The organism is Kitasatospora sp. NPDC001132, assembly GCF_053598415.1.
On record NZ_JBSFKF010000022.1, the window covers coordinates 39315 to 55993 of the forward strand.

At 73.4% G+C, this 16679-nt stretch carries 16 protein-coding genes; 7 read left to right on the forward strand and 9 right to left on the reverse strand.

Annotated elements, in window-relative coordinates; translation table 11 throughout:
• Window positions 1–39: 39 nt before the first annotated feature.
• Window positions 40–1485 carry an MFS transporter gene (locus ACWDBE_RS25895; RefSeq protein ID WP_449789941.1) on the reverse strand — a complete coding sequence of 482 codons (1446 nt, stop codon included), beginning with the start codon at window positions 1483–1485 and terminating at the stop codon, window positions 40–42.
• Window positions 1486–1550: 65 nt separating this feature from the next.
• Between ACWDBE_RS25895 and ACWDBE_RS25900 the strand changes: the two genes are divergently transcribed.
• Both ACWDBE_RS25900 and ACWDBE_RS25905 read left to right on the forward strand, forming a co-directional pair.
• Entirely contained in the window at window positions 1551–1943 is a 393-nt protein-coding gene (locus tag ACWDBE_RS25900) for a winged helix-turn-helix transcriptional regulator (protein ID WP_449789940.1), read from the forward strand.
• 127 nt (window positions 1944–2070) lie between these two features.
• Window positions 2071–2724 (forward strand): CAP family protein, encoded by a 654-nt coding sequence (locus ACWDBE_RS25905; protein ID WP_449809244.1) that lies wholly within the window; start codon window positions 2071–2073, stop codon window positions 2722–2724.
• Between the two features lie 78 nt (window positions 2725–2802).
• On the opposite strand, the gene ACWDBE_RS25910 is transcribed toward ACWDBE_RS25905, so the two are convergent.
• Window positions 2803–3714, reverse strand: coding sequence for a nucleotidyltransferase family protein (locus ACWDBE_RS25910; RefSeq protein WP_449809245.1), 912 nt, complete (start codon window positions 3712–3714; stop codon window positions 2803–2805).
• A 521-nt stretch (window positions 3715–4235) separates the two neighbouring features.
• On the opposite strand from ACWDBE_RS25910, the gene ACWDBE_RS25915 reads away from it, so the two are divergent.
• Together ACWDBE_RS25915 and ACWDBE_RS25920 are read left to right on the forward strand one after the other, a co-directional pair.
• Window positions 4236–5492, forward strand: a complete 1257-nt coding sequence (locus ACWDBE_RS25915) for a serine hydrolase domain-containing protein (RefSeq protein ID WP_449809246.1) — start codon at window positions 4236–4238, stop codon at window positions 5490–5492.
• Between the two features lie 106 nt (window positions 5493–5598).
• Window positions 5599–6141 carry a hypothetical protein gene (locus ACWDBE_RS25920; protein ID WP_449809247.1) on the forward strand — a complete coding sequence of 181 codons (543 nt, stop codon included), beginning with the start codon at window positions 5599–5601 and terminating at the stop codon, window positions 6139–6141.
• 169 nt (window positions 6142–6310) lie between these two features.
• Here the strand turns inward: ACWDBE_RS25920 and ACWDBE_RS25925 are convergent, their stop codons facing one another.
• Window positions 6311–7099, reverse strand: coding sequence for a hypothetical protein (locus ACWDBE_RS25925; protein WP_449809248.1), 789 nt, complete (start codon window positions 7097–7099; stop codon window positions 6311–6313).
• Between the two features lie 179 nt (window positions 7100–7278).
• Here ACWDBE_RS25925 and ACWDBE_RS25930 point away from each other — a divergent pair, with 179 nt between their 5' ends.
• The gene (locus ACWDBE_RS25930; protein ID WP_449809249.1) at window positions 7279–7710 is read left to right on the forward strand and encodes a hypothetical protein; all 432 of its coding nucleotides are present in this window, start codon (window positions 7279–7281) and stop codon (window positions 7708–7710) included.
• Window positions 7711–7741: 31 nt separating this feature from the next.
• On the opposite strand, the gene ACWDBE_RS25935 is transcribed toward ACWDBE_RS25930, so the two are convergent.
• The 3 genes from ACWDBE_RS25935 to ACWDBE_RS25945 form a co-directional block, all read right to left on the reverse strand.
• A complete protein-coding gene (locus tag ACWDBE_RS25935; RefSeq protein WP_449809250.1) occupies window positions 7742–9145 on the reverse strand; it encodes an SDR family NAD(P)-dependent oxidoreductase in 1404 nt (467 codons plus the stop codon).
• Between the two features lie 175 nt (window positions 9146–9320).
• The gene (locus ACWDBE_RS25940; protein ID WP_449789932.1) at window positions 9321–10844 is read right to left on the reverse strand and encodes a carbohydrate binding domain-containing protein; all 1524 of its coding nucleotides are present in this window, start codon (window positions 10842–10844) and stop codon (window positions 9321–9323) included.
• 218 nt (window positions 10845–11062) lie between these two features.
• Window positions 11063–11659 (reverse strand): choice-of-anchor C family protein, encoded by a 597-nt coding sequence (locus ACWDBE_RS25945; RefSeq protein ID WP_449809251.1) that lies wholly within the window; start codon window positions 11657–11659, stop codon window positions 11063–11065.
• Window positions 11660–11973: 314 nt separating this feature from the next.
• On the opposite strand from ACWDBE_RS25945, the gene ACWDBE_RS25950 reads away from it, so the two are divergent.
• Window positions 11974–12258 carry a hypothetical protein gene (locus tag ACWDBE_RS25950; protein ID WP_449809252.1) on the forward strand — a complete coding sequence of 95 codons (285 nt, stop codon included), beginning with the start codon at window positions 11974–11976 and terminating at the stop codon, window positions 12256–12258.
• Between the two features lie 109 nt (window positions 12259–12367).
• Entirely contained in the window at window positions 12368–13321 is a 954-nt protein-coding gene (locus tag ACWDBE_RS25955) for an aldo/keto reductase (RefSeq protein WP_449809253.1), read from the forward strand.
• A gap of 73 nt (window positions 13322–13394) precedes the next feature.
• Here ACWDBE_RS25955 and ACWDBE_RS25960 read toward each other — a convergent pair whose 3' ends face one another.
• The 3 genes from ACWDBE_RS25960 to ACWDBE_RS25970 form a co-directional block, all read right to left on the reverse strand.
• Window positions 13395–13997: a GNAT family N-acetyltransferase gene (locus ACWDBE_RS25960; RefSeq protein WP_449809254.1), complete on the reverse strand. Its 603-nt coding sequence runs from the start codon at window positions 13995–13997 to the stop codon at window positions 13395–13397.
• A gap of 119 nt (window positions 13998–14116) precedes the next feature.
• Window positions 14117–14800, reverse strand: a complete 684-nt coding sequence (locus ACWDBE_RS25965; RefSeq protein WP_449789928.1) for a nitroreductase family protein — start codon at window positions 14798–14800, stop codon at window positions 14117–14119.
• Between the two features lie 120 nt (window positions 14801–14920).
• Window positions 14921–16558, reverse strand: a complete 1638-nt coding sequence (locus ACWDBE_RS25970) for an ABC-F family ATP-binding cassette domain-containing protein (protein ID WP_449789927.1) — start codon at window positions 16556–16558, stop codon at window positions 14921–14923.
• Window positions 16559–16679 lie beyond the last annotated feature (121 nt).

A 16679-nucleotide genomic window follows, 5' to 3' on the forward strand; every position in this document is an offset into this window, starting at 1 on the left:
TTCGTCGCCGGTCGCTCAGCCGGTCGCTCAGCCGGTCGCTCAGCCGTTCGGGCTGCGGGTGCTACGAGGGCTGCGGATGGCGACGACGACGATGAGCAGCGCCGCGAGCGAGAGGCCCGCCGCCGTGAGGAAGGCCGCCCGGTAGCCGCCCGGTACGTCGTCACCGGCCGTGGCGGCGACGGTGGACAGGACCGCGAGGCCGAGTCCGCCCCCGACCTGGAGCGCGGTGTTGAACAGGGCGCCGGCCAGGGCCTGTTCGCCGGTCCCCGCGCCGGACAGCGCGGTGACGTTCGCCGACACGAAGGTCTGCGAGAGGCCGATGATGAGGACGAGCAGGAGCGGCAGGATGACTGCCCAGTAGTTCGCCCCGGGGCCGACCAACGAGAACAGGGCGAGGCCGATCGTGTAGAAGGTCAGGCCGAACAGCATGAGCCGCCGCGCGCCCAGCCGCGGGAGCAGGCGCCCCGCGGCGAGAGGCAGGAGGGTGCCGCCGACGGCCAGCGGCAGGAAGGCCACGCCCGTGGTGAGCGGGCTGAACCCGAGGACGTTCTGCAGTAGGAGTGCGGCGAAGTAGTTCACCCCGACCCAACCCGCGTACATGAGGACGGCGACCGCCAGGGCCGCGGCGAGGTTCGGCCGCTGCCACACCGCCGGCGGGACGAGCGGCTGGTCGGCCCGGCGCTGCCAGAGCGCGAAGCCGGTCAGCAGGGCCACCGCGAGCGCCGCGGCCGCCCAGCCGGGACCGTCGGCCACGTTCCCGCCGAGCCGGGTCGAGGCGAAGGAGAGCCCCAGCAGACCGACGGTCACCAGCGCCGCACCGGGGAGGTCCAGGCGTCCGTGGGCACGGTCCTCGGGCGCGTCGGCGGGGATCAGCGCGAGCACACCCGCCATCAGCGCGACCACCACCAGGACGTTCACGGCGAACATCGACCGCCACCCGATCGACCCCGCCAGCGCGCCACCCACGACCAGCCCGAACGCGAGGCCCACACCGCCCATGGCGCCGAACGCTCCGAGCGCCCGCGACCGCCCCGGTTCCGTACGCCACAGGGCGCCGAGCAGCCCGAGCGCGGCCGAGACGGTCACCGCCGCACCGGCGCCCTGGACCGCGCGGGCCGCCACGGCGAGCAGCAGCGAGTGGGAGGCCCACACCACCGCGGACGCGGCGGCGAACACCGCCATTCCGCACAGGAGCGCCCGGCGCCGCCCGTACAGGTCGGCGGCTCGCCCGGCCACCATCAGGAAGCCGGCGAACGTCAGGGAGTAGGCCGAGACCACCCAGGAGAGCTGCCCGGGGGAGGCGTTCCAGTCCCGCGCCATCTCCGGCAACGCCATGTTGACCGACGAGAGGTTCATGATGTCGAGGGCCTGGGCGGTGCACAGAACGGCCAGTACCGCCCCGGAGCCACCGGAGCCACCGGAGCCACCGGAGTCTTGAGATGCCGCCCGGCGGGCGGAGGTGTCCAGAGATTGCGATGTCGTCACGCATCCAGTCTCTGGAGTACGGCTCGGGCCGGGAAGTATGCACAACGAAGTGCCATACTTCCCAAGTGGATAGTGTCACCTCATCGCGGAACGTCGCCAAGGCCGCCGCCGACGGCACCCAGGGGCAGCTGGAGCAGGGTTGCACGACCCGCCGGGTCTTCGACCTGGTCGCCGACAAGTGGATGCTGTCGATCCTCTGCGTGCTGTCCGAGGGGACCGCCCGCTACAGCGCACTGCAGCGGGCAGTCGTCGGGATCACCCCCAAGGTCCTGACCCAGCACCTCCGTTCGCTGGAGGGCAACGGGCTGCTGACCCGCACCGTCTTTCCGGTCATCCCGCCGCACGTCGAGTACGAACTCACCGACCTGGGACGATCCCTCAGGCAGGCACTGCAGCCCCTCCTGGCCTGGGGCGAGTCCCACCTCGACGAGATCGAGCAGGCCCGGAGCGCCGGCTGAAGCCCGCAGTGTCGCGGCCGCCGGGACTGATCCTTCCGCCTGACCTTCCGTGCCCTCGTCTCCCGTGGCGGCGTTAAGCCGCTGACGATCGCTCGAAGTGCGAACGCGAAGTGCGAAGGAGACCGCCGTGGAACGACGCCGAATCCGCAACGCCGTCCTGAGCGGCGCGTGCAGCGCGGCGGCGGCCGTCGGCGTGCTCGTGCCGGCTCAGCCCGTCCCGGCGCAGCCCGGCCAGGCCGCCGAGGGCTACCCCCGCCCCGCGCTTCCCCTCGTGACGGACCAGGCCTTCCAGGACGGGGCCCTCCAGGCGCACAACCAGTACCGCGCCAAGCACAACTCCCCGCCCCTCACGCTCGATCCCGAACTCGTCGAGGCCGCCGAGCAGCGCGCCACCCGGCTGAGCACCGGGCACCGGCTCGACCTGGTGCACGAGGGGAGGGTCAAGGGCGCGGGGGAGAACGACTGGTGGGGCTGGGACGGCCCCCTCGAAGTGGGCGTCGAGGCGACCCCGGCGCGTACCGCGGTGGACGCCTGGTACAAGCAGGGCGGCGACTACAAGTTCGACAAGCCCGGCTACGACCAGAACCCGGGCACGGGCCTGTTCACCCAGGTGGTCTGGAAGGCCACGACCCGCATCGGCTGCGCCCGCGCCGCGGGGGAGGGGACGGGCGAGACCAAGGACCGCCTGGAGACGTACGTCGTGTGCCTGTACAAGGTGCCGGGCAACGTCGGCGACCCGGCCTCCTACCAGCAGAACGTGCTGCCTCCGGCGGGCCACTGACCGCCCTTGGGAGTGGACGTGTCCGCGAACAACGTCATCTTCGACGAGAGCGGCCGCCGTGCGGTCCTCTCCGGGGCGTCATCGACCCGGCGAAGGCGGAGCGCACGGCCCCGGAGTCGGTGGCCGCTGCGGCCCGCACGCTCCTGGCCGTCGGGCCCGGTGGCGCGACGGGCCGGGCGTGATCTCTGGGCCCGGGCGGTGCGGGGCCGGTTGCGACGGCCGGGCCGTCTGCTTCGTCTGGGGCTGGGCTTGGGCTTGGGCTTGGGCTTGGGCTTGGTCCGCCACGCGGGCTCGCAACTCCCGCAGGTCGCCCGGGGTGTTCACGGCGCACCAGAAGCCGTCGGTGCGGTAGCCGGCCAGCTGCCCCAGCCGTACGAGGTGCGGCAGCGTCGTGTCCGCGTGGTCCCCTTCGTCCGGGAGCAGGGGGACCACGCCGGGCGCGAAGGCGTACACGCCGCCGTTGACCGTGCAGGTCGGCGGGGGCGGCGCGGCTAGTTCGGCGACCCTCCCTGCGGCGTCGCAGACCACCGTGCCGTGGGGCAGCCGGGGCGGGACCAGGGCGACCGTGGCCAGAGCCCCGCTGCGCACGTGGTGAGCGGCCAACGCGGTGAGCGGGAACTCGGCCCAGATGTCGCCGTAGACGGCGAACCACGGCTCCCGCGGCGCCGGAAGCGTGCGGGCGGCGAGCTTCAGCCCGCCGCCCCGACCCAGCGGGAGGTCCTCCACGACCACGGTGGTGCGGACCGGCAGGTCCGCCGTGCGCACGTAGTCGGTGATCACCTGCGAGCGGTAGCCCGCCGAGACGACCACCGTCTCCACACCCGCGGCGGCGAACCGGTCGATCTGGTGGCGCAGCAGCGGTGCGCCGTTCACCTCGACCATCGGCTTGGGGCACAGGTCCGTGTACGGGGCGAGCCGGCCGCCGCGTCCGCCGGCGAGGATCACGGCCTGGCGGATCGGGGGCGAGGGCGGAGCCTCCGGCGAGCACATTCCCGACCTCCCGGGAGCGACGGCGACACGGGCGGCCCCGACGCAGCGCGGACGGGCACCGTGGACAGCTACCCGACTCGCTCACCGTGGAATCCCCGCCCCGACGCTTCGGCCGGAGCGGGGATTCCACGGTGAGCGGATCAGCTGATCGGGTCGAGGCGGAGCGGCAGGGGGGCATGCGAGGTCTCCGATCGCTCGGCCGGATGCGTTGCGCACGTACCGTACTCGGGGGGTCGTGCCCCGCCGCCGACTGTTGGGACGGCGGGTCGTCGATCGTTCGGGGTTGATCAACTCTGCTTTCCTGCAGTGCCCTTGCGGGGTCTGATCGGTGGTGATCCTGATCGTGTCTGTTCTGCCCGGCCCGCACCACGCCTCCGGGTCGACCCTGACGGGAGATCAGGGAGCAGCGACGTCCCGTCCCTGATGCCCCGGGTGGACGGTCTCGGAAGACTCGTCGCCGGGGCCGGGAACCGCCGGCCCGGCGACGATCAGTCTGGAGCCGGCCGCACATGAAGACGCAGGTGAGCACGCAGATGGGCACGCACGTGAACGGGAACGTGAACTCGCGGAAGAACCAGAGCCGTTGGGCCGTCCTGGCCGCTGCCGGAGCCCTGGCGACGGCGCTGACGGTCGGGGTGGGAGCGCCCGCCTTCGCCGCCGGGCCTACTGCCGTCCCCTCCTCGGGCTCCGCCGCCTCCCCTTCCGCTTCCGTACCGCCGCTGGACCGGGCGGCGATCCGTGCCGCCCTCGATCAGTGGCCCGCCGCCGACGTCTCCGCCGCGTTCGTGCGGGTCACCGGTTCCGCGGGGAGGTTCGAGGGCACCTCGGCGGAGGCCGGGATGTCCGTGGACCCGCGGGGCAGGTTCCGGATCGGGTCGATCTCGAAGATCTTCACGGCCACCGTCGTCCTCCAACTCGCCGCCGAGGGGCGGATCGACCTCGACGGCAGCGTCCGGCAGTACCTCCCGGACTTCCCCTACGAGGCGGTCACGGTCGGGCAGTTGCTCAACCACACCAGTGGACTGCCCGGCGGCTCCGGCACGGCCTGGGGTGACGGGACCACCGGCTGGTTCGCCGAGCACCGGCTCGACTCCTTCACCCCCGAGGAGGTCGTCGCCACGATGAAGGGCCAGGCGCTTGGCTTCGACCCCGGCGCCGCCCAGCAGTACAACGGCATGAACACCTTCGTCGCCGGACTGGTCGTCGAGAAGGTCACCGGCCACCGCTACGCCGACGAGCTGCGCGACCGGATCATCCGCCCGCTCGGCCTGCGCGACACCGACCTCCCGGACGCCGACGACCCGCAGCTGCGGCGCCCCGCGACCCACCCGTACCTGACCGTCCCCGACGCCGACGGCGGCTCGCACCGGGCGGAGGTGACCGAGCAGAGCCCGTGGCCCTGGGCGGAGGGCGGCATGATCTCCAGCGCGCCCGACCTGGAGCGCTTCATGACCGCCCTGTTCCGGGGGCGCCTCCTCCCGCCGGCCCAGCAGGAGAAGCTGTTCACCGTCCCGGATGTGCCCGTCGCCCCGCACAGCAGCCACTGCGGGGATGGCACCGCGTGCATGAGCATGGGGCTCGAACGCCTCGCGTCCGACGGCATCGTGGTCTGGGGCAAGACGGGCTCCCGGCCCGGCTCCACCAGCGGCGTCTTCGTCACCCGGGACCTCGCCCGCACGGTCGTGTACTCGACCGACCCGACCGCGCTGAAGGGCGCCGAGACCCCGTACGTCATCGGGCTGGTGAAGGCCGCCCTCAGTCTGGACTCCATCGGCTGACGCCCCGGCTCCACCGCTGTGCTGACGGCGGGCTGGCTCGCGCGGGGGAGGGGGACGGGCCTCGGGGCGGACGCGGGGCGGGGGTGGTGTCCGGGACGGTGGACACATGCTGAAGAACATCCCGGTGGGTGACACCGAACGCCCCGTGCCCCGGTGGGCCCTGCGGCTCGCCAAGGCCCTCCCGTTCGTCGTACTGCCGCACTGCCTGTGGCGGCTGCCGTTCGCGTTCGACTTCCGGATGGGGACGGTCGATCCGACCGCCCCGGCCTACGTCTGGTGGTGCGCGCCGTACGTGATCGGCCTGAGCGTGGTCACCGAGGCGCTGACGATCCTGACCATGGGGCTGGTCAGCGGCTGGGGCGAGGTCTTCCCGCGCTGGGTACCCGTGCTGCGCGGCCGCCGGGTGCCACCACTCGCGGCACTCGCCCCGGCCGTGCTCGGCGGCCTGACCCTGGTGGCCCTCTTCGACGGCATGCCCCTCGCCTGGCTGGGCGTGTTCAAGGAAGTCGGCTACAGCAACGCCTGGTGGATGGCCCTCGGCCGGATCTGCACCTCGACGGCGATGCTCTGGGGCCCCATCACCCTCGCCCTCGCCTGCTCCTACTACCGCCGCCGCCACGCGAGCCCGCCCCTCGCCACCGCAGCGTAGGAAGTCGGCCCGCCCGACTTCCTGCGTAGGGGTGTCGCACTGCTCGGCTTCGAGTCTCTGCGTCGGGGCTGTGATGCCGTCCTGGGCCACCTGCCCAGTGGCCCGTCGTCTCGCGGCCCGCTGCGTGAGAAGTCGGCCAGGCCGACTTCTCACGCAACAGGGGGCTTGGTCAGTGGGTGGCGTAGTACTCGGCGAGGGTGAAGAAAGCTTTCTTCGGGTCCCAGGGGACGCCGGGGTAGGTGGTGCCCGGGCGGTCCTCGTAGGTCTTGGTGATGCCGTAGCTGGCGAGGTCGAGGTCGTCGCGGGGGTCGCCGTTCGGGCGGTGGACGTGGTCGTAGAGGGCGAGGGTGAAGACGAAGGCGGCGTCGATGCCGCAGGCGTCGAAGGCTTCCAGCAGTTCGCGCAGGTGGGCGGCCTGTGCGGCCTCGTCGCGCTGGTAGGTGCCGTCGAGGCGGACCGGTCCCTTGTCGTCGTACTCGACGACGTCCAGGCCGAGTGCGCCGCGGTCGCCGGCGCCGCGGTAGGTGGCGGAGCCGAACTCGGTGACGGCGACCGGCTTGCCCTGGGCCGTGAGGTCGCGGACGCCGTCGGCGAAGCGGTCGGCGGTCTCGGCGGAGCGGTACAGGTCCAGTGAGACCGGGTCGAAGGGCTCCCAGTCCACCCGCTCCAGCGGCACCGAGGCGTACGTGACCCGCTCGCCGAAGCGCTCGCGTACCGCGGTCACCGCCCGGTCGAGGAACGCGTTGACCCGGCCGCTGACCGCACCGAGGTGCTCGCGCACCTGCTCGGGCCGGGCGAGCAGGGCGATCCGCTCGCCGGTGTCGGCGCCGGGCAGGAAGCCCGGGTTCATCAGGCTGAGCTCGGCGCCCGCCACGAACACCACCTCGGCCCCGCCCCGCCGCAGCCGTTCCGCGCGCTCGGCGCAGTCGGCGACGGTGGCGGTGGTGCTGCTGCGCAACGAGTTCGTGGTGCGCGGGGTGCCGACCGCGCCGGACGACGTCCTGGTGGAGATCGTGGACGAGGTGTACCTGCCCCTGGTGCGCGGACGGGCGCAGGGCTGGCGAGCCGCGTTCCACCGGCCGCCGGGCACGCTTCCCGCGCCGGGCCGTTGTCACAGGTCACCCGTAGAGTTCGACCGTGAACGTTCCCGAGGTCATCCCGATCGAGCACGAGCCCGACCACCGCACCGGCACCATCGGCCGCTGGCAGGGCGGCCAGTTCCTCGCCTCGGCCCTCTGTCTCGGTGTCGGCCGGTACTGCGCCGTCCTGCACCGCTTCGACGCCGCCGGTCGGCACCTCGACTCGCAGATACGCTCCACCGGTGCGGCGCCGGAGGCCGAGCGGCTGCTGGCGGAGTGGCTCGACGCCCTGCCGGGCAGGGCGTACGGGGACATCGCGATCGCCCCGTTCGCCGTGCACGTCGACGGCGAGCTGTTCGGCCTGGTCCGCGAGGACTACGAGGAGGGCGAGGTGGACGAGGACGCCGGCGAGGACGAGCGGGTCCACTTCGAGCTCTATCCGGACGGCCTCGGCTTCGACGCCCCCTGGTGCGGCTGCTACGACACCTGAGCCGTCCCGGCCGCCCGTCGCCGCGGGCGCGTCACCACGGCGCCACCCGGTAGTCCTTGAGGAACACCCCCGACACCGGGTCCCCGGCCTCGCCGCGGACGATCGGGTCGTAGACCCGGGCCGCGCCGTCCACGATGTCCAGCGGGGTGCGGAACCCCTGGGCGGCGAGGCGGGCCTTCTTCGGCGCCGGGTTCTCGTCGGTGATCCAGCCGGTGTCGACGGCGCACATGTGTACGCCCCGGGTGGCGAGTTCGGCGGCGCTGGTGCGGGTGAGCATGTTGAGCGCGGCCTTCGCCATGTTGGTGTGCGGGTGCCGGGCGGTCTTGTTGCGGACGGCGAACCGGCCCTCCACCGCCGTGACGTTGACGATGTAGCGGGCGGGGTGCGGCGAGGCCAGCAGCAGGGGGAGCAGCCGGTCGCAGAGCAGGGCCGGGGCCAGCGCGTTGACCAGCTGGGTCTCCAGTACCTCCGCCGGATCGAGCGAACCGAGCGTGGCGGACCAGGAGTTGGCGGGCGCGAGGTCGGGCAGCAGCCCGGCCTCGTCGGCGATGTCCAGCAACGACCCGGCGCCCGAGGGCAGTTGGGCGAGACCGGTGACCGGCCGGAAGCCGGGCGCGTGGTCGATCGCCCGGCGGTCGGCGGCGGGCAGGGCGTCCTGCTCGCCCGCGGCCAGCAGCGCGTACGACTCCGGCGGGCGGCGCAGGGTCTGCGCGGCGTTGTTGACCAGGATGTCGAGCGGGTGCCCCTCGGCGCGCAACCGCTCGGTCAGGCCGATGACCTGGCGCGGGTCGCGGAGGTCGATACCGACGACGCTGAGCCGGTCCCACCACTGCCCGCTGCCCTCGGCGGCGCGGAAGCGGCGGACGGTGTCCTGCGGGAAGCGACTGGTGACGATCAGCTCGGCGCCGTCCCTCAGCATCATCAGGGCGAGCTGGAAGCCGATCTTCACCCGCCCGCCGGTGAGCAGCGCCCGGCGCCCGCGCAGGTCGGTGCCCAGGGCCCGGCGGGCGGTGTTGTCGGTCGCGCAGTCGGGGCAGAGCATGTGGTAGAAGCCGTCGACCCAGCGGTAGGACTGCTTGCAGACGTAGCACTTGCGCGGCACCAGCAGCTCGCCGACCGGCCCGTTCGCGGGCGTCAGCGGCGCGTCCTCGCGGCGGGTCCGGCTGCCGGTCGCGGTGGTGGCGAGCAGGTCGGCGTCGGCCTGCCGCCGGGCCTCCCGGGCCTCCCGGCGGCGGCGCTTGCGGCTCTCCATCACGAAGGAGCTGAGCTGTCGCTCGGCGTGCAACCGGGTGCGGTCGTGGGCGGGGAGTGCCCGCAGCCGGCCGAGGGTGCGGCCGAAGGCGGCGAGTTCCTCGGCGGTGACGTCGCCGGTGCGGGCGGCGTCGCCCGCCGGATGGATGGTGATCAGTTGGTCGTGGTCGTCCCGGACCGTCATGTCCGCCCCCTCGTGCCGTACAGGTGGGAGGGACTGTAACGGACGGTCCGGGACGATGAGATGCCAATTTCCGCCGGTGGGTGACGGCAGGTGGTGATCTCAGGTGGTGACCTCAGGTGGTGACGTGAGGCCGTGGCGCGGGGTGGTGATGTGCGGCCGGCGGTGGCCCGTGGGCTCAGCCCGCGTACTGGCCGAGGATCTTCGCGAACTCGTACGGCTGCTGCGGGATGTTGGTGCACGTGGACAGCGAGCCCCCGGTGCAGGCGTTGGCGTCCCGGGTGGCGTCCCAGAAGGAGAGCATCCCGATGTGGTTCTGCCGGGCGAAGGCCACCAACTGCTGGGCGTCGGCCTGGTTGTAGATCTGGTGGTCGTCGTTCTCGCCGATCATCGGGGTGACGCCGACCATCGCCCACAGCTGGGCGTCGGTCTTCGCCGGGTGGAGCGCCTTGAGCTGGCCGAACAGCGACTGCGCGGCCTGCACGGCGGCGTTGCCGTAGTCGGTCCCGCTGCGGTAGTAGTCCATCGCCATGATGTTGACCAGGTCGACGGCCACCCCGGCGTCCCGGGCGGACTTGACGATGGCGACACCCTCGGCGGTCAGGCCCTCGGGCAGGACGGGCAGGGTGAAGGAGATCCTGAGGCCCGGGCGGGCCTGCTGCAGCTTGGCGAGCGCGGCGGAGCGGCGCTCGTTGGCGGCGGTGTCGGCGATGGCCGCGCCCTCGATGTCGAAGTCGACGTAGCGCAGGCCGTAGGCGTTCACCACGGCGTCGTACTCGGCGAACAGCGAGTCCACCGTGGTGCAGGCGGCGGCGAGTTCGGTGCCGGCCGCGCCGCCGAAGGAGACCTTGACGTCGCCGCCGGCCGCGCGCAGCGCGTCCACCTGGTCCTTGGCCCAGGCGGTGCGCGGGTCGTAGGCGTTGAACCAGCTGGCCTTGCAGCCGACGCCGGTGACGAAGCCCATCGTGTAGCCCTTGAGGCCGCCGGCCTTGGCCATGTCGGGCATCGAAGGGGTGGGCCAGGCGCCCATGTCGATGTACGGGGCGACCGGGAGTGCGACGTTCGGCGCCGGGGTGGTCGGGCCGCCGGTGGGCGTGCCGGTCGGGGTGCCGGTCGGGCTCGGCGGGGTCGAACTCGGCGGCGGGGTGGACGGGTTTCCGCCGCCGGGGCCGGTCAGGACGACGTCGTCGGCGAGGTAGCCGCCCTGCCCGTACCAGCCGTGCAGGTAGACGGTGACGCTGGTGGTGGCCGGTCCGGTGGTGAAACTGGTGGACAGCTGCTGCCAGTTGGCTCCGCCCGCGGTCCAGGTGGCCGGGTCGGTGACGCCGCTGCCGGTGGCGCCGAGGTAGACGTACTGGCCCTGCACCCAGGCGCTGAGGGTGTACTTGGTGTTGGGCTGGACGCTGACTGTCTGGCCGCACTGCGCGGTGTCGCCGGCGCTCACCGCTCCCTTGAGGGCGTACGTCCCGCTGTGCGCGCCGGAGTTGACCACGCTGCCGGTGCCGGCGGAGCAGCTCCAGGGGCCGAGCGCGCCGCTCTCCAGGCCGCCGTTGGCGAGCAGGTTCCCGTCGGCGGCGCCGGCGTTCCCGGCGAGGGCGGCCAGGCCTCCGGCGGCGAGCGCGGTGGCGGCGGCGAGGCTCAGCAGGGTGGTCCGGCGGGCGGGGCGGCGGTGCGTGGGGGCGTGCTGGGGCGCGCTGGGCATGGGGGTGCCTCTCGGGACGTGGTGGCCGCCCGCGCCGCGAGGGGGGAGACACGGGGCGGGCGGCGGCCTGGGGGTGGTCCGGTGCGTGGGGAGCGCGGTGCTGAGCATCAAACTGGACTAGACCAGCTGTGCACGTCAAGCACTTCCGGGGCCCGGACGCCTCACCGAGGGCAGGTTTTAGGAACGGTTAAGACGGTGGTCGGTCAGCGGCCGGCTGGTCAGTCGCAGCAGGCCTTGCACTCCTTGACCTGGACGTTGTCGATCACCGGCCCGTACGCGCCGGCCACCGTGCTGGTGAAGCCCAGGGTGGTGGTGGGGTTCTGCGCGACGAAGGTGAACTGCCGCCCCACATAGCCCATCGCGGAGGCCGTCCGGCCGGTGGTGTCGAAGCTGAACGCCTGGAAGTCCTGGCCGTCGATCCGGGCCACCCCGGTCCGCACCGGGGTGCCGCCCGCCGGGTTGCCGGCCAGCGCGTACGTCACCGTGTAGGTGGTGCCGGGCACGGTGGCGAAGGTCTGGGCGATGGCGCCGTTGGTGCTTCCGTCGAGGTCGATGGACTGGTCGCCCTCGACGGCCTGCCAGAAGCCGGCGCCGATCAGGTCGACGTTGCCCGCGGTGACCCGCCACGGGCCGATGGCCTGGTTGGCGGCCACGGTGACGAAGGCCTTCGCCGGGGCCTTGGGGTACTCGAAGCCGCCGCCGTCGAAGCGGCCGGCCGCGCGGTGCCCGCCGTCGGCCTTCGCCGGGGCGGTGAGCACGGTGGCGGTGGCCGCGAGCAGAGCGACGACGGTGATGCGGGTGCGCGAGAGCGACATGGGTTCCCCGACTTCCCTGGTGGCCGACCGCGTTGGTCGGCCGTGGTCAGAGCGTCGACCGTCGCGTCCGGCCCTGCCAAGTCCGGACCGGTGGCGCCCGGTGGTGCGGGGGGTTCGTGGGCGGGCTCTCGCGCGCCGGTTTGCCGGGTGGCCGCCGGTGATGGCCGGGTGGAAGGTGTGGGGGCGAACAACGAGGGTTGACGGCCGGGGGCTTCGTGCCCGGTGGTGAAACCGCAGGCGCGCGCCCTGCGCACACCCCTACGGTGGGCCGATGACCGTACGGACCAGCTTCGACGCCCCCGGATCTCGCCCTGGTGGTCGGTCCGCCGCCGGGGGTCTGCGGGGGAGCGGACCACCTGGAACGGCTGCGGCGGCTCGTTCCGGCGATGGCCGGGATCTGCGCCGCGTCCGAGGTCCCCTTCGTCGACGTCACCGAGGCCCTGGCGGCCGATCCGGTCTGGACGGCCGAGGCGGAGGCCGGGGACGGCGCGCACCCGGGACCGGGCGGGTGCGGACGGTTCGCGGAGCTGGTCCTGGCGGGCGGCTTCCGGGAGTGGATCGGAACGGGATCGAACTCGACCGGCTCCGAACGGGCTTGACCTCGAGTGCACTCCAAGGTGAATGCTGAGGGCGTTGATCAAGCACCACCACGCGAACACCCGCAGCGACCGCCACGGACGCCGCGGAACCCACGATGGGAGCACCGTCATGCGCAACGCCTCGTTCGGTACCAGCGGCCCCGAGATCGGCGTCATCGGTCTCGGCTGCATGGGCATGACCTGGGCCTATGACATGCAGAGCCGGGACGACGAGAACTCGGTCCGGGTGATCCGGCAGGCGCTGGACCTCGGCGTCGGCCTGATCGACACCGCCGACATGTACGGCCCGTACACCAACGAGGAGGTGGTCGGCGCCGCGCTGGCCGGCCCGTACCGGGAGCGCGCCTTCCTGGCCACCAAGGTGGGCATCGTGCCGGGCGGCTCGGGCCCGCACGAGCGCAACGGCCGCCCCGAGCACGTGCGCCGCTCGATCGACGAGAGCCTGCGCCGGCTGGGCACCGACCACGTCGACCTCTACCAGCTGCACCGGGTCGACCCGGACGTCCCGATCGAGGAGACCTGGGGCGCGTTCGCCGAGGTCGTCGCGGCGGGCAAGGCGCGCAGCATCGGGCTCTCCGAGGCGACGGTCGAGGAGATCAAGCGGGCGCAGTCCGTGCACCCGGTGGCCTCGGTGCAGTCCGAGCTGTCGCTGTGGACCCGGGACGTGCTGGCCGACGTGCTGCCGTACACCGAGTCACAGGGCATCGCCTTCCTGCCGTTCTCCCCGCTCGGCCGTGGCTTCCTGACCGGCGGCATCACGTCCTTCGACGAGCTGCCCGAGGGCGACTTCCGGCGCCGGCTGCCGCGCTTCCAGCAGGACGCGCTGAAGGCCAACCTGGAGCTGGTCGGGAGGGTCCGGACGGTCGCCGTACGGATCGGCGCCACCCCCGCGCAGGTCGCGCTGGCCTGGGTGCTGGCGCAGGGCCGGTACGTCTTTCCGATCCCGGGTACCAGGACGCCGCGCTACCTGGAGGACAACGTGGGCGCGGCCTCGGTCGAGCTCTCGGCGGCGGACCTGGCCGAACTGGACGCGCTGCCGGCCGCGACCGGCGGGCGCTACTGACGGTGCCGCCGACGCCCGGGTGCCACTGACGGGCTGCTACTGGCGGTGCCGCCGACGCCACGACGGCGGCCGGTCAGCGCTCCATCACCCACACCAGCTGCCGTCCGGTCTCGCCCGGAGCCCGGACGGCGGCCTCGGCGATCCGGTCCAGCCGGTAGCCGAGCTTGCGCGGGACGGCCGCGCTGGCGCCGTTCGCCTGGTCGCAGCGGATCTCCACCCGGGTGATCCCGGGCAGCGCCAGCGCGGCCTCGGTCAGCGCCCCGGCCGCGGCGGTGGCGATGCCGCGGCCGACGTGCCCGGCGGCGACCCAGTAGCCGATCTCCAGCCCGCCGGGGCCGATCCGCCCGTGCAGGCCGAGGGCGCCGATCACACCGCCGGGTTCGGCGTCCAGGCCGGCCAGGTACATGAAGTCGGTGCCGGCCTCCCAGGCGGCCGCGCCGGCCCTGGTCAGTTCGGCGGTCTGCGCCCGGGAGGGGGCCTCGGCCGCCCACTCCATCCACGGCCGCAGGTGCTCCAGGTTGGCGCGGACGGCCCGGTTCAGCGCCGCCGCGTGGGTGCTGCGGCGCCGCCGCAGCCAGAGGCCGCCGGGCAGCCGCAGCTGTTCCGGCGGCCGCCCGGCGGTCGCCTCCACGACCGGTGGAGCGGGGCCACAGGACCGTGACTGTGCTTGGCTCATGACGGCGATTATCGCCTTGGCCAGGACCTGTCAGCACCCGGATTACCTCCGGCGGCGGGCGCGTCCGGCCGCGAGCCGGCGCCGACCGGACCGGCCGCGCCCGGTCGCACCCCGGCGCGTCAGAGCCGGACCATCACCTCGTCCAGCTCCTTGCGCCGCAGGTCCGGCACGCGCGCCCCGTCGGCCGGGTAACCGACCGGGATCACGTACGCCGCGCGCTCCTCCGCCGGGCGGTCGCACACCTCGTTGAGGAACTTCATCGGGCTCGGGGTGTGGGTCAGCGTGGCCAGTCCGGCCTGGTGCAGCGTGGCCAGCAGCAGACCGACCGCGATCCCCACCGACTCCTTGGTGTAGTACGGGCGCGGCGAGTCGGGGCCCTTGTGCACCTCGAACACCACGATCACGGCCGGCGCGTCCTCCAGGAACGGCTTGTGCCAGTCGGTGCCGATCGGGGCGAGCGCGGCCAGCCACTCCTCCGACGCCCGGTGGCGGTAGAACTCGCGCTCCTCGGCCTCGGCCGCCTCGCGCAGCCGCCGCTTGCGCTCCGGGTCGGTGATCACCACGAACCGCCAGGGCTGGACGTGTGCGCCGCTGGGCGCCGTGCTCGCGGTCCGGACCGCCCACTCGACCACCCCGTCCGGGATCGGGCGGGTGGAGTAGTCGCGGACGGTCCGGCGCTGGGCCATCACCTCGTGGAAGGACCTGCTGCGGGCCTCGGCCTCGTGGGCGGGCACCGTCATGGGGATGAGCGGGACGGTCGGGTGGGACGTTCCCGCCACGGCGCTGTCTGTGCTGTCAACCATGGCGGACAGCACAGCACATGACGGCCCCTCCGGGAAGAGGTGCAGATCGAGAGGTAGAGACCAATCGCCGGTCAAGCACCGCCTCGGAGGCCGGCACCGCCCCGGCCGCCGCTGCCCGGCTCAGTGCTCGTGCACCCGCCCGTCCCGGACCTCGATCCGCCGGTTCACCGACACCGTGTCCAGCATCCGCCGGTCGTGGGTGACCAGCAGCAGGGTGCCGGTGTACGAGCCGAGCGCCGACTCCAACTGCTCGATCGCGGGCAGGTCCAGGTGGTTGGTGGGCTCGTCCAGCACCAGCAGGTTCACCCCGCGTGCCTGCAGCAGCGCCAGCGCGGCCCGGGTGCGCTCGCCGGGGGAGAGGGTGTCGGCCGGGCGCAGCACGTGCACCGCCTTGAGGCCGAACTTGGCCAGCAGGGTGCGCACGTCCTCCGGCGAGAGCTCCGGCACGGCGGCCGCGAAGGCCTCCAGCAGCGGCTCCCCGCCGAGGAACAGCCCGCGCGCCTGGTCCACCTCGCCGACCACCACGCCGGAGCCCAGCGAGGCGCTGCCGGCGTCGAGTTCGAGCCGGCCCAGCAGGGCGGCCAGCAGCGTGGACTTGCCCGCGCCGTTGGCGCCGGTGATGGCGACCCGGTCGGCCCAGTCGATCTGCAGGTCCACCGGACCGAAGGCGAAGTCGCCGCGTCGGGCGCTCGCCCCGCGCAGGGTGGCGACCACCGAGCCGGAGCGCGGCGCGGTGGCGATCTCCATCCGCAGCTCCCACTCCTTGCGCGGCTCCTCGACCACGTCCAGCCGTTCGATCATCCGCTGGGTCTGCCGGGCCTTGGCGGCCTGCTTCTCGGTGGACTCGGTGCGCATCGCGCGGCCGATCTTGTCGTTGTCGGAGGACTTGCGGCGGGCGTTGCGCACGCCGTTCTCCATCCAGCCGCGCTGCATCCGCGCCCGGGCCTCCAGCCCGGCCTTGGTGTCGGCGTACTCCTCGTACTCCTCGCGGGCGTGCCGGCGGGCCACCGCGCGCTCCTCCAGGTACGCCTCGTAACCGCCGCCGTACAGGTTGACCTGCTGCTGGTGCAGGTCCAGCTCCAGCACCTTGGTCACGGTGCGGGCCAGGAACTCGCGGTCGTGGCTGATCAGCACGGTGCCCGCGCGCAGGCCCTTGACGAAGGACTCCAGCCGCTCCAGGCCGTCCAGGTCGAGGTCGTTGGTGGGCTCGTCGAGCAGGAAGACGTCGTAGCGGGAGAGCAGCAGCGAGGCGAGGCCGGCCCGGGCGGCCTGGCCGCCGGACAGGGCGGTCATCGGCAGGTCCAGCGAGACCTTCAGCCCGAGCGAGTCGGCGACCTCCTCGGCGCGCTCCTCCAGGTCGGCGCCGCCGAGGTCCAGCCAGCGCTCCAGGCCGGCGGCGTACGCGTCGTCGGCGCCCGCCCGGCCCTCGACCAAGCCCTCGGTGGCCTCGTCCAGCGCGGCCTGCGCGGCCGCCACGCCGGTGCGGCGGGCCAGGAAGTCGCGCACCGACTCGCCCTCGCGGCGCTCCGGCTCCTGCGGCAGGTGGCCGACGTTGGCGCCCGCCGGGCTCAGCCGCAGAGACCCGCCCTCGGGGGTGTCCAGGCCGGCCAGCAGGCGCAGCAGGGTCGACTTGCCGGCGCCGTTCACGCCGACCAGGCCGATCACGTCGCCGGGGGCGATGACCAGGTCCAGGCCGGAGAAGAGGGTGCGTTCGCCGTGGCCGGCGCTGAGGTCCTTGACTACGAGTGTCGCGCTCATGATGGGGCCGATTGTAGGAGGAGCGGGGCGCGCGGCCGAAAAGGCGGAGGCCGCGGCTGTCCCGCCGCGGCCCCGCCCCCGGATCAGTCGGCCCTGATCACTCGGCCCTGACCACTCGATG